This is a genomic window from Rhizobium sp. 01T444, assembly GCF_056398305.1.
On the sequence record NZ_JBFTPD010000015.1, the window covers coordinates 1 to 26,017 of the forward strand.

The 26,017-nt window shown below is 61.4% G+C and carries 25 protein-coding genes and 1 pseudogene; 9 read left to right on the forward strand and 17 right to left on the reverse strand.

Annotated elements, in window-relative coordinates; translation table 11 throughout:
* The 8 genes from AC1DTN_RS20045 to AC1DTN_RS20080 form a co-directional block, all read right to left on the reverse strand.
* A partial coding sequence (locus tag AC1DTN_RS20045) for an IS110 family transposase (protein ID WP_477922300.1) occupies window positions 1-352 on the reverse strand: 352 nt, incomplete at its 3' end.
* Window positions 353-502: 150 nt separating this feature from the next.
* Window positions 503-1,030: a nuclear transport factor 2 family protein gene (locus tag AC1DTN_RS20050; RefSeq protein WP_477922302.1), complete on the reverse strand. Its 528-nt coding sequence runs from the start codon at window positions 1,028-1,030 to the stop codon at window positions 503-505.
* Between the two features lie 38 nt (window positions 1,031-1,068).
* On the reverse strand, window positions 1,069-2,028 hold the full coding sequence (locus tag AC1DTN_RS20055) for an alpha/beta hydrolase (RefSeq protein ID WP_477922304.1): 960 nt from the start codon (window positions 2,026-2,028) through the stop codon (window positions 1,069-1,071).
* A 113-nt stretch (window positions 2,029-2,141) separates the two neighbouring features.
* Window positions 2,142-2,891, reverse strand: a complete 750-nt coding sequence (locus tag AC1DTN_RS20060) for a helix-turn-helix domain-containing protein (protein WP_477922305.1) — start codon at window positions 2,889-2,891, stop codon at window positions 2,142-2,144.
* Between the two features lie 266 nt (window positions 2,892-3,157).
* Window positions 3,158-3,511, reverse strand: coding sequence for a hypothetical protein (locus AC1DTN_RS20065; protein ID WP_439018804.1), 354 nt, complete (start codon window positions 3,509-3,511; stop codon window positions 3,158-3,160).
* 272 nt (window positions 3,512-3,783) lie between these two features.
* Window positions 3,784-4,521: a dienelactone hydrolase family protein gene (locus AC1DTN_RS20070; RefSeq protein ID WP_439018803.1), complete on the reverse strand. Its 738-nt coding sequence runs from the start codon at window positions 4,519-4,521 to the stop codon at window positions 3,784-3,786.
* A 372-nt stretch (window positions 4,522-4,893) separates the two neighbouring features.
* Window positions 4,894-5,151: a CrpP-related protein gene (locus tag AC1DTN_RS20075; protein ID WP_477922307.1), complete on the reverse strand. Its 258-nt coding sequence runs from the start codon at window positions 5,149-5,151 to the stop codon at window positions 4,894-4,896.
* Between the two features lie 175 nt (window positions 5,152-5,326).
* A complete protein-coding gene (locus AC1DTN_RS20080; protein WP_439018801.1) occupies window positions 5,327-5,599 on the reverse strand; it encodes a hypothetical protein in 273 nt (90 codons plus the stop codon).
* 367 nt (window positions 5,600-5,966) lie between these two features.
* Between AC1DTN_RS20080 and olsE the strand changes: the two genes are divergently transcribed.
* Window positions 5,967-6,884: an ornithine lipid hydroxylase OlsE gene (olsE, locus tag AC1DTN_RS20085; RefSeq protein WP_439018800.1), complete on the forward strand. Its 918-nt coding sequence runs from the start codon at window positions 5,967-5,969 to the stop codon at window positions 6,882-6,884.
* Window positions 6,885-6,971: 87 nt separating this feature from the next.
* Window positions 6,972-8,012, forward strand: coding sequence for a substrate-binding domain-containing protein (locus tag AC1DTN_RS20090; protein WP_477922310.1), 1,041 nt, complete (start codon window positions 6,972-6,974; stop codon window positions 8,010-8,012).
* Window positions 8,013-8,033: 21 nt separating this feature from the next.
* Here the strand turns inward: AC1DTN_RS20090 and AC1DTN_RS20095 are convergent, their stop codons facing one another.
* The 5 genes from AC1DTN_RS20095 to AC1DTN_RS20115 are packed head-to-tail and all read right to left on the reverse strand — an operon-like array spanning window position 8,034 to window position 13,076.
* Entirely contained in the window at window positions 8,034-9,299 is a 1,266-nt protein-coding gene (locus AC1DTN_RS20095; protein WP_439018798.1) for an ABC transporter substrate-binding protein, read from the reverse strand.
* A 25-nt stretch (window positions 9,300-9,324) separates the two neighbouring features.
* Entirely contained in the window at window positions 9,325-10,164 is an 840-nt protein-coding gene (locus AC1DTN_RS20100; RefSeq protein ID WP_113320261.1) for a carbohydrate ABC transporter permease, read from the reverse strand.
* A complete protein-coding gene (locus tag AC1DTN_RS20105) occupies window positions 10,161-11,087 on the reverse strand; it encodes a carbohydrate ABC transporter permease (protein ID WP_477922311.1) in 927 nt (308 codons plus the stop codon). Before AC1DTN_RS20105 ends, AC1DTN_RS20100 begins: the two co-directional genes overlap by 4 nt.
* Window positions 11,080-12,243 (reverse strand): ABC transporter ATP-binding protein, encoded by a 1,164-nt coding sequence (locus tag AC1DTN_RS20110; protein ID WP_477922313.1) that lies wholly within the window; start codon window positions 12,241-12,243, stop codon window positions 11,080-11,082. Before AC1DTN_RS20110 ends, AC1DTN_RS20105 begins: the two co-directional genes overlap by 8 nt.
* A complete protein-coding gene (locus AC1DTN_RS20115; RefSeq protein WP_439018921.1) occupies window positions 12,240-13,076 on the reverse strand; it encodes a metallophosphoesterase family protein in 837 nt (278 codons plus the stop codon). Before AC1DTN_RS20115 ends, AC1DTN_RS20110 begins: the two co-directional genes overlap by 4 nt.
* A gap of 304 nt (window positions 13,077-13,380) precedes the next feature.
* Between AC1DTN_RS20115 and AC1DTN_RS20120 the strand changes: the two genes are divergently transcribed.
* Complete coding sequence (locus AC1DTN_RS20120) at window positions 13,381-13,707, forward strand: hypothetical protein (RefSeq protein ID WP_477922415.1); 327 nt, start codon at window positions 13,381-13,383, stop codon at window positions 13,705-13,707.
* 160 nt (window positions 13,708-13,867) lie between these two features.
* A complete protein-coding gene (locus AC1DTN_RS20125) occupies window positions 13,868-14,602 on the forward strand; it encodes a hypothetical protein (RefSeq protein WP_439018795.1) in 735 nt (244 codons plus the stop codon).
* A 38-nt stretch (window positions 14,603-14,640) separates the two neighbouring features.
* On the opposite strand, the gene AC1DTN_RS20130 is transcribed toward AC1DTN_RS20125, so the two are convergent.
* The 3 genes and pseudogenes from AC1DTN_RS20130 to AC1DTN_RS20140 all read right to left on the reverse strand — a co-directional run.
* Window positions 14,641-15,045, reverse strand: coding sequence for a type II toxin-antitoxin system VapC family toxin (locus AC1DTN_RS20130; protein WP_439018794.1), 405 nt, complete (start codon window positions 15,043-15,045; stop codon window positions 14,641-14,643).
* Window positions 15,045-15,290 carry a type II toxin-antitoxin system VapB family antitoxin gene (locus AC1DTN_RS20135; protein WP_439018793.1) on the reverse strand — a complete coding sequence of 82 codons (246 nt, stop codon included), beginning with the start codon at window positions 15,288-15,290 and terminating at the stop codon, window positions 15,045-15,047. Before AC1DTN_RS20135 ends, AC1DTN_RS20130 begins: the two co-directional genes overlap by 1 nt.
* A gap of 250 nt (window positions 15,291-15,540) precedes the next feature.
* Window positions 15,541-16,437 (reverse strand): annotated as a pseudogene (locus tag AC1DTN_RS20140) (LysR substrate-binding domain-containing protein); the annotation flags it as partial.
* Between the two features lie 145 nt (window positions 16,438-16,582).
* Between AC1DTN_RS20140 and AC1DTN_RS20145 the strand changes: the two are divergent.
* From AC1DTN_RS20145 to fhuB, 3 genes are read left to right on the forward strand one after another with little or no spacing between them, the layout of a single operon-like run.
* Window positions 16,583-18,727, forward strand: coding sequence for a TonB-dependent siderophore receptor (locus AC1DTN_RS20145; RefSeq protein WP_477922315.1), 2,145 nt, complete (start codon window positions 16,583-16,585; stop codon window positions 18,725-18,727).
* Window positions 18,721-19,638 (forward strand): iron-siderophore ABC transporter substrate-binding protein, encoded by a 918-nt coding sequence (locus tag AC1DTN_RS20150; RefSeq protein WP_477922317.1) that lies wholly within the window; start codon window positions 18,721-18,723, stop codon window positions 19,636-19,638. The genes AC1DTN_RS20145 and AC1DTN_RS20150 overlap by 7 nt, the downstream gene beginning before the upstream one ends.
* Window positions 19,638-21,602 carry a Fe(3+)-hydroxamate ABC transporter permease FhuB gene (fhuB, locus tag AC1DTN_RS20155; protein ID WP_477922416.1) on the forward strand — a complete coding sequence of 655 codons (1,965 nt, stop codon included), beginning with the start codon at window positions 19,638-19,640 and terminating at the stop codon, window positions 21,600-21,602. Before AC1DTN_RS20150 ends, fhuB begins: the two co-directional genes overlap by 1 nt.
* 23 nt (window positions 21,603-21,625) lie before the next feature.
* Here fhuB and AC1DTN_RS20160 read toward each other — a convergent pair whose 3' ends face one another.
* A complete protein-coding gene (locus AC1DTN_RS20160; RefSeq protein ID WP_477922319.1) occupies window positions 21,626-23,884 on the reverse strand; it encodes a putative bifunctional diguanylate cyclase/phosphodiesterase in 2,259 nt (752 codons plus the stop codon).
* 248 nt (window positions 23,885-24,132) lie between these two features.
* Between AC1DTN_RS20160 and AC1DTN_RS20165 the strand changes: the two genes are divergently transcribed.
* Together AC1DTN_RS20165 and AC1DTN_RS20170 are read left to right on the forward strand one after the other, a co-directional pair.
* Window positions 24,133-24,939, forward strand: a complete 807-nt coding sequence (locus AC1DTN_RS20165; RefSeq protein ID WP_477922321.1) for a transporter substrate-binding domain-containing protein — start codon at window positions 24,133-24,135, stop codon at window positions 24,937-24,939.
* Window positions 24,940-25,139: 200 nt separating this feature from the next.
* Window positions 25,140-25,958 carry a helix-turn-helix transcriptional regulator gene (locus tag AC1DTN_RS20170; protein WP_477922323.1) on the forward strand — a complete coding sequence of 273 codons (819 nt, stop codon included), beginning with the start codon at window positions 25,140-25,142 and terminating at the stop codon, window positions 25,956-25,958.
* Window positions 25,959-26,017 lie beyond the last annotated feature (59 nt).

Here is a 26,017-nt window from a genome sequence, read left to right on the forward strand (position 1 = left end):
GTGCCCAGGCCTCCGGCACCAGGTCGGCCCGCAGCAGATGCGCCAGCACCGTGGCATCGATCTTGTCGGTCTTGATCTTGGCGTCGGCGATCGCCTTGACCTTCAAGGGATGGGCGAGAACGACATCATCACAAATGTCGTCGAGCCAGTCGTACATCACCATCCAGTTGCGCGTCGCTTCGACAACCGCATGCGAGTTCTCGCGGTACCGCTCTAGAAACCCATCGAGCGACTGGCGATCGTTCTTCACGCGGCCGGATCGCAGCGTCTTGCCACTGCTATCCTGCACCACAAGGTGGCTATAGGATTTGTGGTAATCCACGCCGATATGGTAATTATAAGAGGCAGTCATGCTTCCAACTCCCTTGTTGAGATCTGCGAAACCCCAACAGGATAAGCCGAAAGGCTGGAAGTGTGACTGTCATCACCTGCATCTCAGTGATCCGTTCTCTCAATGGGCGCGGCCTCTTTCATGCCACCTCCTTGGGTCGAGAGGGATTGCTCAGCGCGACGCCTTGGCACGCTCCGCGGCACGGTTCACCAGGCTGCGGTCGCCGGTCTCATGCGTCGGCGTCATCACTAGCCGCGTGACCTTCCAGGCGCCGTCGCGTTTTGCGAGTTCGTACCGATAGTGGCCCATCAGCGTCCAGCTATCGGCATCAATGCGATGAACGGCCTGGAAATCGGCCTCGGCTAATGCCGCCCTATCGCCCGCCGCGACGATCGCGTGATTGGCGACAAGATGCAGCGTCCGGTCGAAGCCCGGCAGGAAGCCCGACCATTGGGCAACGATCTCGTCGGCGCTCTGGCTTGTCGCTTGCCCGCCCCAGAGGCCGGTATAATCGAGCGTCACCTGATCGGCGAAAGCGCCGCGCACGCGGCTCCACTGGTGCCGGTCGGCGCCGGCAGAGATGTCGGTGATCGTGTCGATGATGGCCATGCGGTCGTCGATGCCGATCGGCTCGGCGCCCGCTATATCCGGGCAGGCAAAGGGGGCGCAGATCGCCGCCATCAGGGTCAGGCGTTTCATCGGGCTCTCCTTGAATGGCGGGCTTGAGGACGGTCGGGTCAGGGCTTGTTGAAGCGCCGGAAATGCTGGGCCGCGGCATCGGCAGCACGCGAGACATCCTCCGGATTGTCGTAGAAATCGAACTGGCTGACACTGTCGAGCCAGAGCTCGGAGGCGTCACTCGTCAGTAGCGAGAAAAAGGCATGGGCGCCCTGCGGCACGGCGGCCGCCTCCGAATGAACGATCAGCAGCGGCTTGTAGAGGCGGCTGGCGAGCGCGACGGAATCATAGGTCAACCACGGCTCCCAGGAGGCGAGGTTGAACTTGTTGTCATATTCGCGGATCAGCCCGCGGCCGGTCTCGGTGTAATAGGGGATCTGGTACATGAGCGCCGTCTCGTCCGTCATGCTGGCGGCCGTGATGAGCTGCGGCGTGCCGTTCCGTTCGGCCTCTTCGGCCCCGCGTGACAGCGCGATCAGCCTGTCGACGCCATCCTTGCCGCCATAGACCTGCTCGACGATGCCGCCATTGTGCAGCCAGGGGGCGACCAGCGACACGCTCCGGAAATGGGCGCTCCCGGTCGCGGCCGCCGCCATATAGCCGGCCGATGCACAAATGCCGAGACCCGTGATCCTGGACGCATCGATCTCCGGCAGGCTGGCCAGGTAGTCGGCGGCGGCCGAAATATCTTCGGTCTTGGCGGTCGGGTCTTCCTTGAAGCGGATATTCCCACCCGATTGTCCCCAGCCGCGGAAATCGAAGGCGAGCGCCACGAAGCCGCGCTCGGCCATCTCGCGGGCATAGAGGCCCGACATCTGCTCCTTGATCGACGTCCAGGCACCGGTGACCAGCACGCCGGGGCGCTTCTCTCCGGGTCGGGAATCGGCTGGCAGGTAGAGCGTGGCGGCGAGTGTCGTTCCCTCGTTCTCGAAGGAGACCTGCCGCGTCTGAATATCGGCGGCAAAGGCGTTCGCGCTCATCAGGGCCGCACCGATCGTCGAAAGAGCAAGGCGTCTCATCGCAAATCCTCCATCCGCTCCTCATTGCGGTCGAAGGGAATTTGGCAGGGATGAGCGCCGGCAGCTGGAGCCATTCTTGGCGATGGGTGGGTATTTCTTGCGCTTTGTGGCTGTCAGTCCATGCGGAAGGCGGCTGGTGTGGTGCCGACATGGCGCCGGAAATGCCGGCCGAAGCGGGAGACGTCGTCGTAGCCAACGCGGGCTGCGACCTCCGCGACTGGTAGCCGCGTCGTCTTCAGGAGGATCTTTGCACGCTCCATCCGTTTGTGGATGACATATTGGTAAGGCGATATGCCGAAAGCCTTGCGAAAAGCGCGCACGAAATGAAAGCGGCTGATCGCGGCCTCAGAAGCGATCTCGTCCAGCGACAGATCTTCGGCGATATTGTCATGGATATAGCTGACGGCGCGCTGCAGGCGCCGGTCATCGATCGTTGCCGCCCCATCCGTGCGCGGCGACAGCAGATGCGCAAGATGGGCGGCAAGCGCGAGCTCCATCGTCTCGCGATAGAGCGATGCCGGTTCCGCGGCTGTCGAGACCGCCTGGCGCGCCAACTCTGCGAGCAGCGGATCGATGCGGCCGACAACCGGGCCCACATCCTGTGCCCGGTCGAAGCCAACATCGACAAGCAATGCATCGGTCAGTTCGAGCTTCAGATAGGAGAGGGCCGCATCATATTCGCAGATGCCGGATGTACCTGCCGGCAGGATCCAACCGTCGCCCGCGGCAAGCGGAATGGGCTTTCGCCTGTCTGATCCGACGGCGATGCGGTGGCCCGGTTGATCGGTGAGGAAGAGGCCGACAGCCATGCGTGGCAAGACGAATGCACCACCGCCGGGCGGCACATCAAAGCTTTCGGCCATCAGTCGCTTTTGCGCTGTGCGCGCCCGCAATCCGATCATCGAGTTGATGTTAGGCCGGACAGCGTGAAATTCAATCGGATGACGGTCCGTTCACGGCTTCGTCAGAAGTCTGAGCGTGAAAATCGGCGCCGCCTCGTGCTGGATATAAACGTGGGGACAAAGTTATGGCCGTTATAAGATGTGAGCTCTAATGCCCGGCATAGAATTTGTCCGTAAGCCCTCGGTCGGGAAACCGGCCGAGGGCGTTTCATATTGGCCGTCAGCCCCTATCGGAGCGCCGGGCAGCCGCGGACATTGGCAAAGCTGATCTCGCCGGGACCTCGCCGTGTCCAGCCCTGAACGATCACACGCCGCGGCGTGACGTCGACGACGCGAGCGCGGCGGAAGCCGAAATCACGCGCCTTGTCCTCTGCCCATCGGGGGTCACAGCCACCGCGCGGCGGCCGACCCCAACCGGGCGGCGGCGGGGGAGGCCTGCCCCAATCCCTGTCAGGTTCAAAACGGGGCGGCGGGCCTCTGTCGTAACCATCGTAATATTGCGCAGACGCGATGCTCGACGTGGAGGCAACGGTGCCAAAGGCAAGCAGAATGCCGATGGCAGATTTCGTGAAGTTGATCATCAATCCAATTCTCGTTTGGGGCACACGCCTGCGGAGGGTAGGGCACATCGTGGCAAACTGATGGCCAAGAGTATTGCCGCCACGCGGCGAGATAATTCTCTCTGTAAATACAACGGGTTAATGTTTCTTTCCTGCTTCGGTGCAACGGCGCGTCGTTCTGTAGGGCACTGCAGGTGGCCGGCATGATCGCACCAGCAAAGTCTGGATACTCTATGGCAGGTCGCAGTGATCTCAGACCCCGCCCGAGGCCGGGCGGGCCGCATCCGCTGATCTCAGCTCAGCGTTTCTGCAAAAAGTTCGAGCAGGCGCTTCCAGTGCCGCTCAGAACCCTTTTCGCTGTAGGTCTCGCCGCGGTCGGGAACGGTCCAGCCATGCGACATGCCGATATAGTTCTCGATAATGTGGTCGACGCCGCCCGTGCGGAGCGCCTCGGCAAGCCGCGCTGACTGTTCGGGCGGGAAGCTGCCGTCGACGCCGGCAACGCCGACATAGACGCGCGCCTTGATGTCGCCGGCGAGGCGATGCGGGCTGTCGGGCGCCTCGCTTGCCAGATTGCCGCCGTGGAAACTTGCCGCTGCCGCGATCCTGTCGGCATAAGTGGCCGCTGCCGTCAGCGCCCGGCCGCCGCCCATGCAATAACCGACGGTGCCGACCGGACCGGAAACGCCTTCGGCCTCAAGCGTGTCGAGGAAGGCTGCGCTGTCGCGCTTCGTCATTTCCTGCGTCGTCTCGCGGATCATCTTCATGATCTCGGCGCGCGAGGCCTCGTTGCCGAAGGAGGATCCGTCGAACGGGCCGTATGAGCCGAAACGGTAGAAGAGATCGGGTGCAAGCACGACATAGCCGGCATTCGCCAGACGCTCGCCCATGATGTCGATGGCCTCGCGCGGTCCGAGCGCATCCATATAGTAGAGAACGCCTGGCAGAACCTTGCCCTCGCTGCCGGCGGGGCGGAAAATCGACGCCCTGGCAACGCCGTCAGCCGTCGTGATTTCAATATCGCGTTTCATCGACCAATCCCTTTGATATTATTGAAGCGACTTTACGGCCGCTGCCGCCAATCTGGCAAAGGCGGGCGACAGTCTCAAGACACGAATGTGTGGCGGCAGATCTTCGCGCGCGTTTATCTGACGGTCGTATCCGGCCCTCGGGCTCACAGCGATTTTCCGGTCAAGCGGATCGTCCAGCGCATCAGGCTGCCGTCAGGCCAACCGGCACTCCAACTCTTTGAATCGACGTATCACACTTTCCAAAAATCGATTCCGATTTCGGGCCCCGATGCTCCAGGCCGATGATTTCGAACTATCGAGTGAAGTCCGATACTGCGCGATGGTGCTCAAAGGAGGACCGAACGGGCTGTTGGTGCGTGAACCGCAACCGGATCATGCGTCGAGCGCAGGCCGTTTGGAAAGCGAGATCAGTTCCTTGAAGTGAGTGGAAATTCGGCCCTCGCGACTGGCGTCTTCCGCTTCCCAACCGAATTTCCACGCGTCGTGTCGCGCAAGCCAATCGCCGAGAGCGCCGGTATCACCATTGGGCATCCTGTGCGCTTCGAGATACGGGTTCTCGTACGCCTTCAATCCGAGCACTCGAGCCCGTGAGCCTGCTTCCTGCAAATCGATCAACTCTTCAATCGTCATACTTAATCCTCAACGATACGACGAGGCTAACATCATCGAATACTAACGCAAGTAATTGCTAATTAATGAGTTAATCCGCGAAGATCTGGCTGCGGAACGGCAATCTGATCGAATGAGCAAGCCAGCGCTGACTGGCGTGCAGGCCATCAGGGTTCTTTGCGAGCCCCGGCGGTCATCAAAGCCGATTTTGCGGCGCCAACGGATCGATGTCCGATGAGGTAATCCAGACGCGCCCGTCATAGGCTAGTTCACCGTCCATGAACTTGCGGTCAGCGATACATTCGTAGAAGTCTAGCCTCTCGATGAGACCCTGGATCATATCACCAGCAGAAGAAGGAAGAGCATCGCCTGCGATGCATACGGCCTGATGCAGGCTGCCTTCCGCCATGACGAGAACAGCGTGAGTGCCACAAAGGCGGATTTTACCGGGCACAGTTACGAGCGACATTTTGGCCTCCTACAAAGTTACGGGAGAGTGCTGCTGCGTCTCCTGAAGGCTAGGGAGCCATGGTTAATCAAAGGTTAACATCAATCAACTCGGCAGTCGGTTGGTTCGCCACCTCAAAACGACGTAGTGCAGCTCGTGGAAGTTTATATTCGAACTCGGGATGACAAAGGCGCGTGGCTATGCGAATGGCGATCATTGTGATCTGTTCGATTTTGCTCGTTGCTCAGCAGGCGGCAGCCAGGGATACGGGATGGGAACCCGACCCGACTGGCCGGTAACGGGCTGCCGATCCCCTCAGGGGATCCGTTCGACTGGCGTGACAGACGACRCATGAAACGCGATGAGTGACTGAGGGGATCTGAAATCGATGTCGAAAGCCGCTGCCGCCGCAAGACATATTCTTGCTCATCTGTCATGGCCACTGGTGTTTTTCTCCGGCCTGACAGGCGCCCATTTCGCCTTCGCCGGCGATCGGCCGATGGTCGCCTTTTCGGCCGTCTATGCGGGCGAGGTCCTGCTTCTCTTCCTGCTCGAACGCACCATTCCCTATGAGCAGCGCTGGCTCGAGGCGGATGGCGAAACGGCCAACGATATCGCCCACACCGTTCTGACCAAGGGGCTGGTGCAGCTGGCAGCACTCTCGGCAGCGATCTTTCCGATGCTCGCCGCCGGCCTGCTGCAGCCGCTCGCCGCCATGCAGTTCAGTCTCTGGCCATCATCCTGGCCGATGATCTTCCAGGCGGCCCTCGCCGTCGTCATCGCCGAGTTCGGCCTCTACTGGGCGCACCGCATCGCCCATGAACGGCTGTTCTTCTGGCGCTTCCATGCGCTGCACCACAGCGTCACCCGCCTCTGGGTCATCAATACCGGCCGTTTCCACGTCATCGATTCCCTGTTCAAGATAGCGTTGAGCCAGATCCCCCTCTACCTGCTCGGCGCCCCGCTGCCGGTCTTCTGGTGGCTCGGCGCCGTCACGGCCTTCATCGGCATCCTGACCCATTGCAACGTCGACATGCGGACGGGCCTTTTCGATTTCGTCTTCAGCACACCCCGGCTTCACCGCTGGCACCATTCGAAGGATCTGCGCGAAGGTAATACCAATTACGGTGAGAATGTCGTGCTGTTCGACCAGCTGTTCGGCACCTATTTCAATCCCGACCGCCCATCCTCGACCGATATCGGCATCAAGGGCCAGATCGCCCCCGGCTTCGTCAGCCAACTGGCGCAGCCCTTCACCAAGGATGGCGTGCGCCAGATCCTCGGCCGTCAACCCAAACGCGGCTGAGACCGAAAACGGTCTTTGCCGTCATCATTTCATGACAATCTGCCCGTAAGAGCCTGCCAAACCTCGACGGAGACGGACAGGGCGGCGATGACGACGTTGAAACAGGTTGCGCTGAGGGCCGGATGTTCGATGGCGACGGCAAGCCGCGTGCTGAACCTCAGCGGTCCCGTCAGCCAGGCGGCGGCACTTCGCGTGCGCCGTGCTGCAGCCGAAGTCGGCTATCGGGCTGCCGCGCCGTCTGCCCGCAGCGGCCGCCGGCCCGTTATCGGCGTGCTGGTGCCGAGCGTGACCAATCCGGTTTTCGCTTCGTCCCTCTCGGGCATCCAGAACCGCATGCTGGTTGCCGGCCACAGCGTTCTCATCGCCCAGTCGAATTACGATCCAGACCAGGAGGCCAATGCCGTGGCGGGGCTGCTCGGCGAGCGGCCGACCGGGCTGATCCTAACGGTCTGTGATGGTGAGACAAGCCCGGCATTGGCGCAGGACCTGCCGCCCACAGTGCTGCTTGGCAGCTCTCCGACCATCCGATATCCGGCTGCCGTTACCGTCAACAATTATGCGGCTGGCTGCCGGCTGACCGAACATCTCTTATCCATGGGCCACCGGCGCATCCTCTATGTCTCGGGCAGCTTCAGGGGTTCAGACCGTGCGCTTTTGCGCTACCGCGGCTATCTGCAGACGATGGAGGCAGCGGGCGTGGCCCCGCTCGAGGCCGTAGAGGTGCCCTTCGTCATCGGCTACGACCAAATGGATCTCGGCCAGGCCTTGCGGACATTTGCCCCGACCGCCATCATCGGCTCGAACGATCTGATCGCGCTTGGCGTCATCGGCGCCATCCATCGCGAGGGCTTGCGTGTTCCCGACGATATCTCGGTCGCCGGCTTCGACGGCATCGCCATCGGCAAGCTCATCAATCCGACGCTGACCTCGATCGAAATGCCCGATCTCAGCATGGGCGCGACGGCAGCGTCGCTGCTGCTCGATATCGTCGAGAATGATGCGCCATTGAGACACCTGGAATTGTCGCATGCCTTGCGCCCAGGCGGCACGGTGCGAAACCTCCAAAACGAAGAAACCGCCGCACCTGTAGGATGCGGCGGTTCCGGATCGAGACCGCGGGCGGCTTGAGCCGCGACTTAACGGCGAGATTTAGCTGCGCGGCAGCATGCCTTCGACGTCGGAGGCTGCGTCATCGAGGGCCTCCTTCGGCTCGGCCGAGCCATCGACGATGCGCGACAGGTTGTCGACGATCGTCTGCGTGACCTTGACGCCATTGGTGCCGGGGAAGGCGTACCAGGGGATCATGCGCGGCATCTGGCTGAGGCCTGCCTGGAAGAGCGGGTTCTTCTTGTAGAAGTCGCCGAGATATTCGGCGGACTTGGCCGCAAGCTCGTTGTTCGGCACGTAGCCGGTGCCGGGAACGACGACGGAGGCGCCATAGGGGCCAGCTGCGAACTTGGCGAACTTCCAGGCGGCGTCCTGCTTGGCGGCATCCTTGGCGAGGATGACGACGGCGTTGCCGCCGGTCGGCAGATGGCCCTTGTCCGGATCGATCAGCGGGATCTGGGCGGTACGCAGATCGAACTTGGTGCCGACATTCTTGATCGTGTTGACGAGCGCGCCTGTTGTCTGGAATTCGAAGCCGACCTTGCCGGCTGCGAAGGCCTGTTCGCCGGCTGCCTTGGTGAAGACCGGCATGCCGCCTTCCTTGACGAAGCGGCTGATTAGTTCGACGGCTTTCTGGCCTTCCGGACCGTTGAAGGCCACCTTCTGCTCGTCATCGCTCAGCATCTTGCCGCCGGCACCGAAGAGCAGGGCGGAGAACATCCAATCGTCGCCCTGCCAGCGGAAGTCCATGCCGTCGACGCCGTTACCGAGCGCCTTGATCTTGCCGGCGAGCGCGATGACTTCGTCCCAGGTCTTCGGCGGGGTGTCGGGATTGCCGCCGGCTGCCTTCACGAGATCGGCATTGTAATACATGATCGGGTTGGAGGTGGCGAAGGCAAGGCCCACCTGCTTGCCGTTGACCTGGGCGAGCTTCAGGATCGTGTCCGAGAAGCCCTTCTCGGCCATGTTGCCTTCCTTCTGGACGAGCGGCGTCATGTCGATGGCGACATTGCGCTCGTTCAGCATGCGCAGGCGGTTGAGGCCGATGAACGTGATGTCGGGCATTTCAGACGTGCCGGCCTGGCGCAGGATCAGCTGGATACCATCTTCATAGGTCGCCGAGGGAGCGGCGAACTGGATCTTGATATCAGGGTTTTCTTCCATGAACTTCTTCGAGATCGTGTCCATCACGTCTTTGAAGAAGCCCGGCATCGGGTAATGGATCGTCAGCGTCGTTTCGGCGTGGGCCGGCAGTGCCGCCGCCACGGACAGAGCCGCTGCTGCGAGGAACTGGGTGAAATGCTTCATCGCTCGTTCTCCTGGGTTCAGCCGGTCAGCCTTTGAGACCGGTCATGGTGATGCCCTCGACGAAGCGTTTCTGCGCGAAGAGAAAAGCTGCAACGAGGGGAATGGTGATGATGATGGTAGCTGCCATCAGGGCGCCGTAGTCGTCGCCGGCTTCCGCGGCGCGGAAGTTCATCAGGCCGAGCGGCGGGGTGGCGTAACCCGGCTTGCTGATGACGATCAGCGGCCAGTAGAGGTCGTTCCAATGGGCGACGACCGAAAAGATCGCGAAAGCCGTGACCGCCGGCCAGGCATTCGGCACGATGACGCGTGAGACGATGCCGAGCTCGGACATGCCGTCGAGACGCGCAGCATGGATCAGGTCGTCCGGCATGGCGCGGAAGAACTGCAGGAACAGGAAGATCGCAAAGACAGAGATGGTGAAGGGAGCGACCAGCGCCGTATAGCCGTTGAGCAGCGACAGGCTGTCGAAGGCGACGTAGAGCGGCAGCGCCGTCGCATGGATCGGCACCAAGAGGCCGAGCAGCACGAGCACCATCATCATGCGGCCGGCACGGAACTTCAGCTTCGCCATGGCATAGGCGCAGGGGATCGCGACCAGCACCTGGAAGACGAAGATCAGCGCGCAGACCACTACGCCGTTCCACAAGAGCGTGCCCATCGCTACCTTGTCGAGCGCCTTGGTAAAATTCTGTACGTAGTAAAACTGCGTCGGGATCAGCGAGAGCGCGGCTGTGAAGATGTCGTCCTGCGACTTGCCGGCGGCCGATATCATGAAGATGTAGGGCGCGAGGAAGATGACCGCGCCGAGTATGAGCAGTGCCAGACGTACGAGCCGGCCGGGAGTGAAGCTGGAGCGCGTCTTCATGAATAGTGCACCCGCCGGTCGAGGAAGCGGTATTGCAGGAACATCATCACCACGAGGATGGCGAGGAAGACCACGGTCATGGCCGAGGCATAGCCAACCTTCATGTAGACGAATCCCTCCTGATAGATGGTGAAAAGCAGGACTTCGGAGGCGTGATTGGGGCCGCCATCCGTCAGCGTCTTCACCGTCTCGAAGGTCTTCACGGCGTTGATGATGCTGATCGTGGTCACAAAAAGCGCCGTCGGCCCGAGCATCGGCCAGGTGACGAGGAAAAAGCGGTCGAGCGAGGATTTGGCGCCATCGATTTCGGCGGCGGCATAGAGTTCTCGCGGGATCGCCGTCAGCCCGGCGAGGAACAGCACCATGTTGAAGCCAACCGTCTGCCACACACCGATGATGGAGAGGCTGTAAAGTGCTGTTGCCGAGGAGCCGAGCCAGTTCGGCTTCGGCAGGCCGGCGAGACCGATGAGCGCATTGAGCGGACCGATCGTCGGATGGAAGAGATATTGCCAGACGGTCGCCATGGCGACGATCAGCGAGACGACGGGGAGGAAATAGGCAGTGCGGAAGAAGCTCTTTCCCCAGCCCTCGCTCTCGATCAGCATGGCCACACCAAGGCCGAGCAGGATCGAGACGGGTGCCACGATCGCCGTATAGACCGTGGTGTTCCATAGCGACTTGCGGAAGGTGCGGTCGGCAAAGAGCTCGGCATAGTTATCGAAGCCGACGAAACGGAACTTGCCGACGCCGAGTTCGAAATCGGTAAAGCCGAGGAAGACGACGGCGACGATCGGCAGCAGCACGAAGAGGACGATCAGGATAATCGCTGGCAGCGTCAGCAGCCAGGCCGTCTGTGCCTCGCGTCGCTCATGCCTGACGGATGGTGCGACCGATCGGATCTCGCCTGCGGCAATGCTAGCCATGTGCCTTCTCCCTGCTGGTATCGGCGGAAAGTGCGGCAGTGCGCAGCCGGCGGCCGTCGGGTGCAAAGACCATAGCCTTGTCGGGTTGAAAGGAGAGGGCGACGGGCATGCCGGCAGAAAGGCCTGCGGCATCAGCAGGCGCAAGCTTGGCAAGTACGGCCTCGCCGATTGCATCGAGGCGGCAGAACAGGATCACCTCGGAGCCGAGGAATTCCATGCGCTCGATGCGGCCGGGAAGCGAGGTCTGGCCCTCTGCCGCAAGCCGCACGAACTCCGGACGGATGCCGATCGTCACGTCGGACCCGGCAGGATTGGCTTCTTCCAACGTGAGCCTGATATCGCCGAAAGCAATCGTTCCGCCATCGGCGCGCGCCGGCAAGAGATTGATGCGCGGCTGGCCGACGAAGCGGGCGACCTCGACATGAGCAGGATCGTCATAGATGACCTGCGGCGGCGCCAGCTGCAAAAGCTGGCCGCCGATCATCACGGCGACGCGGTCGGCCATGGAGAGCGCCTCGGCCTGATCGTGGGTGACATAGACGGTCGGCACGCCGGCGCGGCGATGTAATTCGACGATTTCGCCGCGTGCATGGACGCGCAGATTGGCATCGAGGTTCGACAGCGGTTCGTCCATCAGGAAGACGCTCGRATGGCGCACCATGGCGCGGGCGAGCGCCACGCGCTGCCGCTGGCCGCCAGACATCTGGCCAGGCTTGCGCTCCAGCAGATGGTCGATCTTCAGGGCTTTGGCGGTTTCCTGCACGTCGCGGGAAATGCCCGAACGAATGGCCCGGTAGCCGGGCAGGACAGGACCAAGGAAGGGAAGACGCTGAATGCGGCTTAAGCGCCGCATGGCAAGCGGAACGGCGATATTCTGGCCGGCCGTCAGATGTGGATAGAGCGCGTAGGACTGGAAGACCATGGCGATGTTGCGGTCTGCGGCCGCCACATTGGACATTTCTCGCCCGCCGATGAGGATCTCGCCGGTGTCGGCATGGTCGAGGCCGGCRAGGATGCGCAGGAGCGTGCTCTTGCCGCAGCCCGAGGGGCCAACGAGGGCGATGAATTCGCCCGGCTGCACATCAAGGCTGATGTTCTTGAGAATGGCGTTGTCGCCATAGGATTTGGAAATGGCCGAAAGTGTCAGCGCGCTCATTGCGCCGGCTCCTTCTGCACCTTGTGGGCCTCGTGCGGATAGACTTCGGCGACCACATCGTCGAGCACATGCGCCACCATGCCGGGAACGGCGACGATCTTGCTCATGACGTCGTCGCCGAGGTCGTGAAGCACGGCTCCAACAAGCTTCTGGCCCGGCATCTCTCGCTCCATCGTGCCGATGATGAAGGCGGCGGATGGTCCCCAGACGAGCGACGTGTCGTTGAAACGGCCCTTCCAGGCCCAGTGCAGGTGGCCGCTGGCATAAAGCGCGACATCATGGGCTGCGATCATATCGTAAAGCCTCCGACGCTGGGCCGGGCGGATGCTCCAGTAGCCGGTGTCGCCTTCATCGGGCGTATCGACGAAGAGCGGCTTATGGGCAAACATCGCGATGCGCCGGCCGCCGCGCTCGGCAAGCGCCTTTTCCAGCCATGCGAATTGCGTTTCCTGCTCGTCGTTCTCCATGCCCATCAGCAGGCTGTCGAGGCCGATGAGGCGCCAGTTGCCGGCATCTTCCAGCCAGTAATCGGGGCCGACGAGGCTGCGCCAGCGGCTGAGCCTTGTCGCATCGACCGGCTGCAGGGAGCCCGGCAGATGGCCGACATCGTGATTGCCCGGGACGATCAGCATCGGGATCTTCACCTGCTGCATCAGCTCCATGCAGAAGGTCAGATCCTCGTCCTTGTCGGCGCCATCGACGGCAAGATCGCCGGTATGGATGACGAGATTCGCACCGCTGCCGTTGATCCAGTCCGCAAGCGGCTGCCAGTTGCCGTTGAAATGCGGTATCGACGGGCTGAAATGCGTGTCGGTGATCTGGACGATCTTCATGCCGGCGCTCTCCAATAAGGCCCGCGGCAGTTTCCGGCGGCAGRCAATGCTCATGCCGCCTCTTTAGAGCGCCCCAATGTCAGGCGGGTTACAAGCGTTTCCACCCTTGTTCCAATTGTGTCGTGTAATTGTCATGAAGGGCGGATCGCGGCTGACGCCAAAGCCGCAATGTATCGGCAATCCATCGGCCCTATCCATCTTGGCGAGGATAAATCCACGCGCAGAGGACCGATCGATGAAGACAGGGAAACGGAGTTGGCCGCGGCCAATTCTTCTCGGCTGTCCCGTGCTTGCGGCCACGTTCATGCTGGCAGCCTGTGCCTCGCAGATCATGAAGAGCTATGTCGGCGTGCCGATCGGCAGCGTCATGCTGGATTACGGCCCGCCCGACAATCTCTATGAGATGCGCCCTGGTGAGCGGGCCTATCAATGGCGCAAGGACAAGACGCAGGTGGTCTCCGGCAGTTCCAGCGGCGAGGTACGCCAGACGCGCCGCGGCGAACGTTACGAGGTGACGGAGACGCCTGGTCATGTCGAGCGGACGGAATGTTTCTACACCTTCTACACCCGCAATTCCGGCAGCGAATGGTATGTGACGAGTTTCAGGCAGCCGCAGCTCGAATGCGAGTGAGCCCGCGCTTACAGTAGGCGATCGCACGTCGGAAGTCACCGCCACGCAGCCGATTGACCTGTCGTCGATCCCGGGCAGCGCGACGCAGCAGCATTTTATCGATTGGCTTCTCGCGTCCTTAAGCGCCGTCTGGCAAGCTTCTGCTGACGATGGAGAGACCATGACCCGCAAAAGCTTCGCGATATATAGCAGCGTGTTCACCGCGCTGTGGATTGCCCTCATCGGCGGTTTTCCGCTTCTCCTCTTTGCTGCCGTCAAGACAACCGCCTGCGCGGCCGACACCTGCGGCGCCGTCGCTCTGGTGTTCGGCCTGTTTGGCCGCATCATCCTGGTATTTGTCTACGCCGTCGCAATGCTGACGTTCATTGCGAGGCGATGTGCGCGTGCGGGCTTGAGCGTCTTGTGGACGCCTGCCGCGGTGCTGTGGCTGCTCGCAGCCCATGATGTTCTTCTTGCCGGGTTCAATTTCTGGGCCGTCGGTTTTTCCCTTGGCATATTTTCCTTCAGATTTCCCGTAACGCTGCTCTTCTTCTTCGCCTTCATCACCTTCCTGTCCATCTGGAAAGGAGAGGATGAAAACCGCGCCGGCGCGCTCACGATCTCCTGGCGGTTTGCGGGCGTGAGCGCGTTTGTCTCGACGATGATCTCCGCGGTCATCTGCATCCCGATGGTCGCATCATTCGGCTGGATCGTGGGCTTGCCGCCGGGGTCCACCACTGACCTGATGTTTCTGATGGATCGCGTTCTGAGCCTCAGGCTCGGGGAACATTGGATCACATATGTCAACGAGCTATGGATACTTCTTACCATCTTCGTCAGTGCGCTAGGGTATCTGGTCGTTAGCCAAAGACGCGCGGATGGACGATCAATACCGTCGGATCCGAAGCCTGTATGAATTGTCCTGACGATTTGCGGGCCGGCGTTGGCGTAAAATTACAGAACGGTTTCGATATCAGTCTCACGAAATTCGTTATCTGTCGCCAGAATAGGAACGCCATAGTATTTCGCACAGGCGTAGTGGAGGCAGTCGCCAAGGTTAAGGCCTCTGCGGCCGGCGCGATATCGATGCGCAGCTGAAAGAGCGAGGTGCGTTGTTTCACGAGCCGGGGGAAGGTCGCGGATCTCGATCCTACGAGCCTCCAGAAATTCCATCAGCAGCGCTTCCACTGTATCAAGCGGCAAGCCAAACTTGTCGGGTCGCGCGAGCCCCAAAGCTGCCTCGAGCATTGCGACAGGAGAGGTGAATGGGTCGCGCGCCGCCGCGATCGCATCGGATACCCGCTTGGCCTCCGGTTCATCCGACAAGAGGGCGATGATCGCGCAGGCGTCGATGAACATCAGCCTTCGCCCCATAGGGAATCAAAGACCTCATGGGAAAGCGGCTTGCGGGAGGATGGTGTCAGGGAAATACCATGCTTCTTCCTGAGCCGGGCTGCAGTCTCGGCCGGGCTCTCGCTACTGGTGCGACGCTCGATAGCCTCTTTCATGGCGATCACAATCGCATCCGTGATACTGACCCCGGCCATGGTGGCGAACTCCCGCGTCAGCGCATCCGCCTCAGTGTTGTTGACGTTGATGGCCATAGCCGGCTCCATGTAGATAGTTCTCGCAAATAATGTAGATCACCTTGTTCTTCATTCCAAGCTTTGAAGTGGGATGACAGATGGATCTGCGTCACAGATCGACTTTACGCCCTTCCTCTTCCGCTCTCGACAGATCAAGTTCGGACCCGACAAGGGGCGAACGGCGCAATGCAGACAAGGTCGTGTCCGATGGTTCGCCAGACACCGGCGCTTTGACTATCGTCTCGCCGGATGCCGGAGGGCTGATCTTCTGCCGGTGCTGGCCAATGAAAGCCTTGGTGGCAGGCGAACTTTCGCCCTTGCGGTAGGCGATCGCCACGTCCGACGTCACCGTGACGCTCTGAAGTGGCCGGTAGTGGATATCGGGCAGTTCCACCCGGCTCATGGATTGCGGCACGAGAGCGATGCCGGTGCCGATGCCGACGAGGGCGGCGATCTCGGTGAAGTCGTGTGCGATGGCCTTGACGGAGGGTTCGAAGCCCGCCTCCCGGCAGGCCTGCAGCGTGTTGCGGTGAAAGCCGATTTCCGGCGGCTGCCGCGGTGTAATGAATATGTCGGCCGCCAGCCGGGCGAGTGTATCGATGGGTCGCTCCGCGAATTCATGGTCGCTTGGAACCATCGCAACCAGCGGCTCGCGCAGCACGACCTGCACGGAAACGCCAGGCGGTATTGGCGCCGGCGCGCGGATATAGCCGAAATCGAGCAGACCGTCGGCTATGCGCTGCAGCTGCTGGCGCAGCTCCATTTCCTGCAGTTCGACTTCGACATAGGGATAGTCGCGCTTGAAGTCCCTGATCGAGCCGACGACCGCGCCGGAATAGGCAGCGGACGCGACATAGCCGATCGAGATGCGTCCGCTTTCGCCGCGCCCGGCGCGGTTGATGGCGGCGACCGTCGCCTCGGTCTGTACCAGCACCTTGCGCGCCTCCTGAAACAGCGTCTCGCCCGAATGCGTGAGCTGCACGCCGCGCCGGCTCCGATCGAGCAGCGGCGTGCCGACAATCTTTTCGAGGCTCCTGATCTGCTGGCTGAGACCCGGCTGGGCGATGCCGAGCCTGACAGCCGCACGTTCGAAATTCCGCTCCTCGACCAGGGTCACGAAATATCGCAGGTGGCGGAGTTCGAAGCCGGGGTCGGTCAGCGCCAAATTTCTCTCCTGGAACAATTCAAATCTATGACAACGGGTGAGTTTCATAATCCACACTTATAAAAAATTCGAGCCGTGTTTATTGGACCTTCGAAAAATAACATGATTAGAAAAATCCAGTTTTACGGCATATAACGAGCCCCCAATGACTGGTTCCCTTCACCTCCTCAAATTTGCTTCGACCACAGCGCTGGCAAGCGTGCTTCTGGCGCCGCTGTTTCCGGCGACCGCGCAAGAGGCCAATCCGACGACGCTCGCCCCGATCGTCATCAGCGGCTCCAAGGACGAGGACCCGACGGCGCCGGTACAGGGCTTCGTTGCGAGGACGAGTGCTACGGCGACCAAGACCGGCACGCCGCTCATCGAAACCCAGCAATCGATCTCGGTGCTGACGGCCGACCAGCTGAAGTCGCAGGACGCCGAAACCGTCGGCCAGGCGCTCGATTACGTGCCCGGTGTCGTCGGCGAGCCCTACGGCGCCGACCCACGTTTCGACTCGCCGCGTATCCGCGGTTTCGACAGCCGCCAGGCGCAGTTCCTGAACGGGTTGCGCATGATGCGCACGGCAGGCGCGCCCGCGGTCGACCCCTATCAGCTCGAGCGTATCGAAGTGCTGCGCGGCCCGGCTTCTGTCATGTATGGCCAGGGCAATCCCGGCGGCATGATCAATCTCATCAGCAAGCGGCCGGTCTTCGAACGCTTCGGCGAAGTCGGCATTCAGGCCGGCAGTTACGACACCTACGGCACCTATTTCGATTTCGGCGACATCATTCCCGGCAATTCCGATTTCGCCTATCGTCTGACGGGGCTTGCAAGGACGGCTTCGGCGCAGGTCGACGAACTGGACAATGACCGCTACTTCATCGCTCCGGCGCTCACCTGGCAGCCGGACGAAGACACCAAGCTGACGATCCTAACCAGCATCCAGCACGACAATCCGAGCACGCCATCCGGCCTGCCGCCTTCACTCACTCTCAATGCGACGGGCGCCAACCGCCTGTCGCGGGATTTCTTCGTCGGCGACAAGAGTTTCGATACGTCCGACCGGACGTTGACCAATCTCGGCTATGAGCTGGAACATCGCCTGAACGATACCTGGACCTTCCGCCAGAACCTGCGCTATCAGAATTTCGACTGGAATTATACGGCACTCGGCATGTCGACGATCGGCCTTACCGGCGGCCGGACGATCAACCGCAACGCCACCATCCAGGATGAGCTGCTTAATACGTTCAACGTCGACAATAACCTGCTTGCGGAATTCGACACCGGCGAGATCCAGCACAAGATGCTGTTTGGTCTCGACTATCGCTATTACAGCAACAATGTCGGCACGCAGTTTTGGCGCGCCACGTCGCTCGATGCCTTCAATCCGGTCTATGGCTCAGTCAGGCTGATCGCCCCGACGGTCAGCACCTATGTCGATTCCCAGATGACGCAGGTCGGCCTCTACGTGCAAGACGAGCTTGCCTATGAGAACTGGCGCGCAACGGCAGCCCTTCGGCAGGACTGGGCCAGTACCGATGGGACATCGACGAACCGGCTGACGGGCATTTCGCGTCCTGTCGATCAGGACGATCACAAGCTCACCGGCCGGGCCGGCCTCAGCTATGTCTTCGACAACGGCATCGCCCCCTATGTCAGCTACGCCACCTCCTTCGAGCCGGTGCCAGTTTCCACGACGAGCGGTATTCTCCAGCCGACGACGGGCGAGCAGGTGGAGGTGGGCGTCAAATATCAGCCGGAGGGCTGGAACGGCTTCTTCACCGTCGCCGCCTACGACCTGAAGCAGGAGAACGTACTGGCGACCTACGCTCTGCCGGATGGCACGACGAGAACCGGTCAGATCGGCGAGGTTGCGGTCAAGGGCATCGAACTCGAAGGCGTCACCAGCCTCACCGACGGCCTCGATCTGCGCGCCGCCTACACTTACATGCAGGCCGAAATCGTCGGCGGTGTCGACGATGGCAAGCGCCCGGACAACGTGCCGGAGCACGCGGCCAGCCTCTGGCTCGACTACACCTTCCCCGAGGATACCGCGCTCGAAGGCTTCGGTCTCGGCGGCGGCGTGCGTTATGTCGGCCAGCGCTACGGCGATACCAAGAACTCGCTCGATCTTGACGCGGTGACCCTCTTCGATGCAGCAGTGCATTACAAGAAGGACAATGTGACCGCCTCGCTGAACTTCAAGAACCTTGCCGACAAGGATTATGTTGCAAGCTGCAGCTCCTTCGGCTGCACCTATGGCGATGGCAGAACGGTGATGGGCAAGCTGACCTTTCAATGGTGAGTGAATTTCAAGACGTATATGGACGGGGCATCAGCCGTCGGCAGGCACTTGCACTGCTGGCGGCTTTCGCCATTCCCGGCAAAGCCCTTGCGGAGGCGCTCCAATCCCCGCCAAAGCGCATCGCGGCAATCGACTGGGCCATGCTGGAAACGCTGGTGGCACTCGGAATTATGCCAGTTGCCGCGACCGAGCTCGTGCAGTTCCGCAAGGATGCAGTCGAGCCCGTGCTGGACGAGAGCGTTGCCGATCTCGGCCTGCGTGGATCGCCGAACCTCGAACTCCTGCGCCTGCTGCGCCCGGACCTCATCCTGATTTCGCCCTTCTATGTCAGGTTCGAAGCGAGCTTTCGGGCGATTGCGCCTGTCCTGTCACTGCCCTTCTATAACAGGGGCGAGCCGCCCTATCAGAAGGCGGTCGATGCCGTTTCGGCACTCGCAAAGGAGCTTGGCCTCGAAGAGCGCGGCCGCGAAGTCGTGGCTGAACAGTCAGCCCTTGTCGAGGAGGCGCGCCTCAGCCTGCAGGGATTTGCCGCGCGCCCGACCTATCTCGTCAATATCGGCGATAGCAGGCATGTCCGCGTCTTCGGCGCCGACAGCATGTTCGGCGATGTCCTGTCCCGCCTTGACCTGCCGAATGCCTGGACAGACCGCTCCCGCTATACGTTCGCAGCACCCGTGCCGATCGAAAACCTCGCCGCAGAGCCGGAGGCGCGCATCGTCATCATCTCCGATATCCCGGTCGAAGCCCGCAACGGCCTGAAGAACAGCATGATCTGGCAATCGCTGCGGCCGGTGCGCTCCGGCCGCGTGCTGATGCTCGGCAATATCAATCCCTATGGCGGCATCTCGGCGGCCGCCCGCTTCACGCGGCTTTTCAAGGCGGCAATACTGTCGTCAGGGGAAAGGCCGTGATGAGACCCGCCGCACTCGCCGCCGCGTTTCTCGCCCTTGTCGCCTCGGCCGGCCTCTTCCTGTGGGCGGCACTCAGCCATCTGCCTTTTGCCGACTGGCCGTCCTTGCCCTTCGATGCCGGGCAGATGACGACGCAGCAGATCATTTTCGCCTACGCTGTCCTGCCGCGCAGCGCGGTCGCGATTCTGGCCGGTGCGGCCCTCGGGCTTGCCGGCGCCCTCTTACAGCGCCTCCTGCGCAACCCGATCGCCGATCCCTCGACGCTGGGCGTCTCCTCCGGCGCACAGCTTGCGATCGTCGCTGCCACGCTGTTCTTTCCCGAGGTGCTCGATGGCTACCGCGGGCTTGTTGCGCTTGCCGGTGCGGCCGTGGCAACGGCTCTCGTCTTCCTGCTCGGTTGGCGGCGCAGCTTCGAGCCCATCACCATGACGATCTCAGGCCTTCTCGTCGGCATTACCTGCAGCGCGCTGTCGGCGGCGATGACGCTCTCGCAGGGCGAATATCTGATGTCGTTAGTCACCTGGAACGGCGGCTCGCTCAGCCAGCAGGACTGGTCGGCGACCGTAAGCCTCGGCCTGGAACTGCTGCTCGGCCTCGCCATCACCCTCCTGTTGCTGCGCCCGCTTACCCTGCTCGGCCTCGGCGACAGCAGCGCTCGCTCGCTGGGCGTCGCACTCGCCGGCACACGCATTGCCGTTGCAAGCCTTGCCGTGGCGCTGAGTGCCGGCGTTGCCGCCGCCGTCGGTCTCGTCAGCTTCGTCGGTCTCGCCGCTCCGGCGTTGGTGCGCCTGCTCGGTATCCGCACGACGCGCAGCATCCTGTTGCTCTCGCCTGTTGCCGGTGGGTTGTTGCTCTGGTTTTGCGATGGCGTCGTCCAGCTCGTTGCCTCCTCGGCCGGTGAGACCTTCCCGACGGGATCGGTGACGGCCTTGATCGGCGGGCCGCTGCTGCTCTGGCTGCTGCCGCAGGTGCGCGCCGTCGAGCCGCCACAGCCGCCCGATAGCGTCGTCGTTTCCCGCGCGCCGCTGTCGCGCCTCGTCCTCATCTCCTGTCTGCTGCTGCCGCTTGCCTGGGCGGCCCTCTGCGTTGCGCGCCTGCCGGACGGATGGACGCTGCTGAGTGGCGATCTCTTCTGGGAACTCTTCCCCGCCCGCTGGCCGCGCCTGGTGGCATCGGCTGCTGCCGGCGGGCTGCTCGCCATGGCGGGCACCATGCTGCAGCGCCTGACCGGCAATCCGATGGCAAGCCCCGAGGTGCTGGGTGTCAGCGGCGGGGCCGGCGTCGGTTATGCCGTCGCCTTGAGCTTCTCCGCCAATGCCGGCGCGCCTGCCCTCTTTCTTGGCGCCGGCGGCAGTGCAATCGTTGTGCTTGTCATCGTGGCACTCTTTGCCGCCCGCCGGCATCTGCCGCCCGAACGCCTGCTGCTCGCAGGCATTTCCGTCAGCGCCTTTTCGTCGGCGATCCTGAGCGCGCTTCTTGCTGTCGGCGATCAGCGCGCCTGGCAGATCCTCGCCTGGCTCGGCGGCTCGGCTGCGGCGGCCACGCCGGATACGGCTGCGTTCCTCGCCGGCCTCACCGTTGTCATCCTGATCGTCGGCCTGATCTTCACGCGATGGCTGACGATCCTGCCACTCGGCGCGCCGACGGCGCTTGCGCTCGGCTTGCCGCTTGTCGGTGCCCGCATGCTGATGGTGCTGACGTCAGGCATTGCGACCGCTGCAGCCTCGCTGCTTGTCGGCCCCTTGAGCTTTGTCGGCCTGATGGCCCCGCACATCGCCCACCGTGCTGGCTTCGAAAAGGCCGGCAGCAGGCTGCTCGCCTCCGCCGTCATCGGCGCCGTGCTGATGGTGATCGCCGATCTCGGCGCCCGCACCGTCACTTTTCCCTATGAGCTGCCGCTCGGCCTCTTTGCGGCCTTCGCCGGCGCGCCTTACCTTGTCTGGATGATAGGCAAAGGGCCGTGAGAGCGGCCCGTCCAGGTGGACGATCAGCCGCGCGGGGAGGATGCGGCAACCGACTGTGGCCGCATGGTTTCGGCAGATGGCAATGAGGCCAGGAAGTCAGCCGGAGGCAGGGGGCGCGAGAACAGGAAGCCCTGCAAGTCGTTGCAGCCGGCAGCGACGAGAAAGTCTCTCTGCCCCTTCGTCTCGACGCCCTCCGCCGTTGTCGCCTTTCCAAGCGTGCGGCTCAAGCCCAGGATCGCCGAAACGATGGCGGCGCCCTCGGCCTGTGTTCCCAGCAACCGCACGAAGGACCGGTCGATCTTGATGCGGTCGATGTTGAACTGAATGAGGTGACTGAGCGAAGAGAAGCCGGTGCCGAAATCGTCGAGCGCAATCCTGATCCCCTGGGACCGAAGCCTGCCGAGTGTGCCTTGCGCGATCTCGTCGATGTTGAAGAGGGCGGCTTCCGTCAGTTCCAGCTCGAGGCGCGATGGCGGCAGGCCAGTTTCCGCCAGGATTGAGAGCACGTGGCGGTCGAAGTCCCGATGCCGGATTTGCGAGGGCGAGACGTTGACGGCGACCGACATGTCGGCCGGCCAGCTTGCGGCTGCCTTTGCCGCATTCCTCAGCACCCACCCGCCGAGCTGGTCGATCATGCCGGCTTCCTCGGCGATCGGGATGAATTTGTCCGGTGACAGCAATCCCTGGGTGGGGTGGCGCCACCGAACCAGGGCCTCTGCACCCGAAAGTTTCCCATGCGCGTCAGCACGATGCACGCCCTGAAAGAAGACCTCCAGATGGCCCGGATCATCTGAATGCGCATTCTCCACGCTATCAGGGAGATGCGTGTGACCTTCCAGCACGAGGCGAAGATCGTTCTTGAGATTTTCCCGTGCCTCGACCCGGTGATCCAGCGAAGGATCATATTCAATCAGGCGGCCGCGCCCGTTGGTCTTTGCTTCATAAAGGGCGACGTCCGCACGCCGCAAAATCTCGCTCGTTGCCTGGGCCGCGTCATGAAAGGCAGCGATGCCGATCGAGCATCCGATGCGAACGACCACGTCGCCGCCACGAAGCTGGAACGGCTTGCTCAGGGCCTCGATAATGGCGTTGCAGAGGAGGATGTAGCTATCGTCGCCCGCTCTGACATCGGGAAGAAGCAGGGCGAATTCATCGCCGCCGAGCCTTGCAAGCGTGTCGCCTCGTTCGATCAGGGCATTCATCCTGTCGACGGCGTCGCGCAGCAGCTCGTCACCGGCGGCATGCCCATGAATGTCGTTCACTTCCTTGAATTTGTCGAGATCGACAAGGGCAAGGACGGCGAGCTCGCCGGGTGATTTCATGGCCGCAAGGCATTGCTCGAAACGTGCTGCAAAGAGCGCCCGGTTCGGCAGGCCCGTCAATACGTCGTGCAGCGAAAGATGCCGCGCATGATGTTCGCTGGCGCTGAGTTCTCTGAGGCTGCCGCGCAAACGGCCCATCAGGGCGAAGAAGAGGCCTGCGATGACAAGGCCGGCCACGGAGAGCACGGGAACAAGCCGGCCGATGACGCGTGAGCCCGGCAGATCCGGCCTCCAGATGATGAAACCGATGGGGTCGCCTGATGCCGTTGCCTCGATTTCGAACGCAACTTCATTCTGCTCCTGGTCCGCGGTGCGGGCATAGCGAGCGCCGGCCAAGCCCTGTTCGCGGCTCAGCGTATCGAGCGTGACACCGTCGAGGAAGCGGAAAGCCACGAGGTAGAGCCTGTTGCCGTCATTTCCTTCCTGCTGATCCAATTTCGAAGAACCCGTGACCGAAACGACACCGGCGACCGAAGGGCGGCCCTCAAGCCGCATCAACTCCACCCGGCTGGGTTCCGGATCGGAGCTCGGCCCCCGCGGCGCGGCGTGATGCGCTGCTTCCAGCTCCTGGATCATCGGCTGAAGCAGCGGGCGCACCCATTTGAAGCGGCGCTTTGTCTCGGGATCGGACTGTAGGGCAAGCTCGCCTGCCGGGGTCACGAGGAATGCTGCGTTGTAGCCGAATACGGTTGTCGCGATCTTGCCGAACGTTGCGGCAGATGTCGCGCCTGCGTGCTCGCTCTTGCCGCCGTCGGTTGCCGAATCCGCCACCAGCAGCGAAGCATAACCTGCGCCCATCAGCTGGATGTCTTGCGATACGCGCTGGACCTGATCCAGGAGGCGGCTGTTGACGAGTTGGCGCTGCCGATCGAGGGCGGCTGCGTCGCTTTCCCTCCCGGCCCAGATGGCAGCCAGGAACACCAGGCCAAGAATTGCCAGGCCGCTGATAGCAAGCAGCACCAGTATCGACCCGGACGAAGTCCAGGTCGCTCTGTGAGCGAATAATCTTAAAGACGGATCAGCAGGCACGCAGTCTTCTCCCGAGCGCCCTGATACTGACCGCGATTGTTTACAAAATGCTTTTCAAGCAGCATCAAAATTAATGGCCCAAAATGATGAGCTTTTTAATCGTTTTGTGATTGGCTGCTCATTGCGCAACGCTTGCCGATGCAAGGTTGGCGATCGAGCTCTACATCAAGGTGATTGATATGTTGCGATTAGGATCTCTCTATCGTTCGAAGTTCTTCGCATTTGCCTGTGCGGCCGTTGTTGCGGTCAGTATTTTTGAGCCTGCTATTGTCCGGGCTGCCGAAAACGACAGCATCCGCATAGCCGTCGAGGGCGCATTTCCGCCGTTCAACTATGTCGATTCCAATAATCAGCTTCAGGGATTCGACGTGGATATCGCCAAGGCTCTTTGCGAGACCGCGAAATTGAAGTGCGAATTTGTCATCCAGGAATGGACGGCGATGATCCCGAACCTGCTCGACAACAAATATGACGCGATCATCTCGTCGATGTCGATGAGCGCGGAGCGGCGAGAAAAGGTTGCCTTCACCCAGAAATACTATGACAGCCCGACGGTCTTCATCGCGCGCAAAAACGACGACATTGCCAGCACGTCATCCGATGATCTGAAGAAACTGCGGCTCGGCGTGACGGCGGCAACCTCCCAGGAATCCTACGCCAAGAAATTCTACAGCGGTGTCCCGACGACCGTGTTCCATGCATCGCCGGATCTTTACAAGGGGCTTGCCGAGGGCAAGGTCGATATCATCCTGGAAGACAAGCTCGCGGTCTACGACTGGCTCGCAAACACCAAGGCGGGCGGCTGCTGCGAATTCAAGGGCGAGGATATCAAGAACACCGAATATTTCGGTGACGGAGCCGGCATCGCCGTGCGCCCGACCGACAAGCCGCTGCTGGACAAGCTCAATGCCGCGCTTGCAGAAATCCAGGACGGCGACACCTACGACACGATCAACGCGAAATATTTCCCGTTCAGCATCCGCTAACGTCCCTGCGTCTGAGTGCGATTTCCGGAATGGCTCCGCAGGTGCATTGCGGAGCCGGCTTAAGCATTCGTTTCTGCCTCAGAGCAAGGAATTCGTTCTATGGTAGATATTTAGTCATACTCCGCAATCCGCTATAATTTAGAGTTGCACAAACATTGCGCCTTCTTCAATGATCGATGTTCGTTGAAGGGGGGGCGAGTATGGCAAACGAGCAATTTCTTGAGGACAGCCTCGATACCTTGGCGAGCGCCTATTCAATCGACGATATTGCAACCGCCATTCATAAAATGCGAGATGCATACGGGTTTGCGAACATAACCTATCGTTCCCTGAGAAGGACTGAAGCGGGTAAGGTGTCTTCCAAAACTGTGATTTCCACCAGCGATCCTGAGTGGTTTAAACAGTACGAGACACAAGATCTCATAAGCATCGATCCAATCGTCAAGTCGGCGTGGCAGGCGCCTCTTCCACTGGACTGGGATCTTGTCGACCGGCGGTCGAAGTCCGCCCGTCACTATTTTCAGGAGATGAAGCGGTTCAACATCGGCGACCGCGGCCTGACGATTCCCATATCCCCGGCAAATCGTCCGCCAGGGCTGTTTTCGTTCATTAGCGACGGTATGAGCGATCAGGATTGGAAGGCGCTGAGACGACGGTCCGAAGCCGACATGATGCTGTTTGGCCAGCATATTCATTTCCACGTTCTGCGCCTGGAGCAAACGGGGCAGATCGGCGGGGTACTCACTGAAAGAGGCCGTGAGTGCCTGGAACTTGTTTTGAATGGACACAAGCCGACTTTGATCGGAAAGTTCCTCGGGCTTTCCGTGCATACGGTGAGAATGCATCTGCGTCATGCACAGGAACGGCTGGACTGCCATTCGCTGCCCGAGGCCGTCGGCAAGGCGCTGGAGCTTGGCATTATCAATAAAGCAGCGCGAGTGATCCTCTTCGGTTTCGTCACTCAAGTTCTTCAAGGAAATCCACTCTCCGATGTCTGGTCAGCGATGATTGTCGGATAGAGCCGGGCACCTGATACCATTCTGGAATTTGATGCGTCGCTAATGCATGGAGTTGGTAT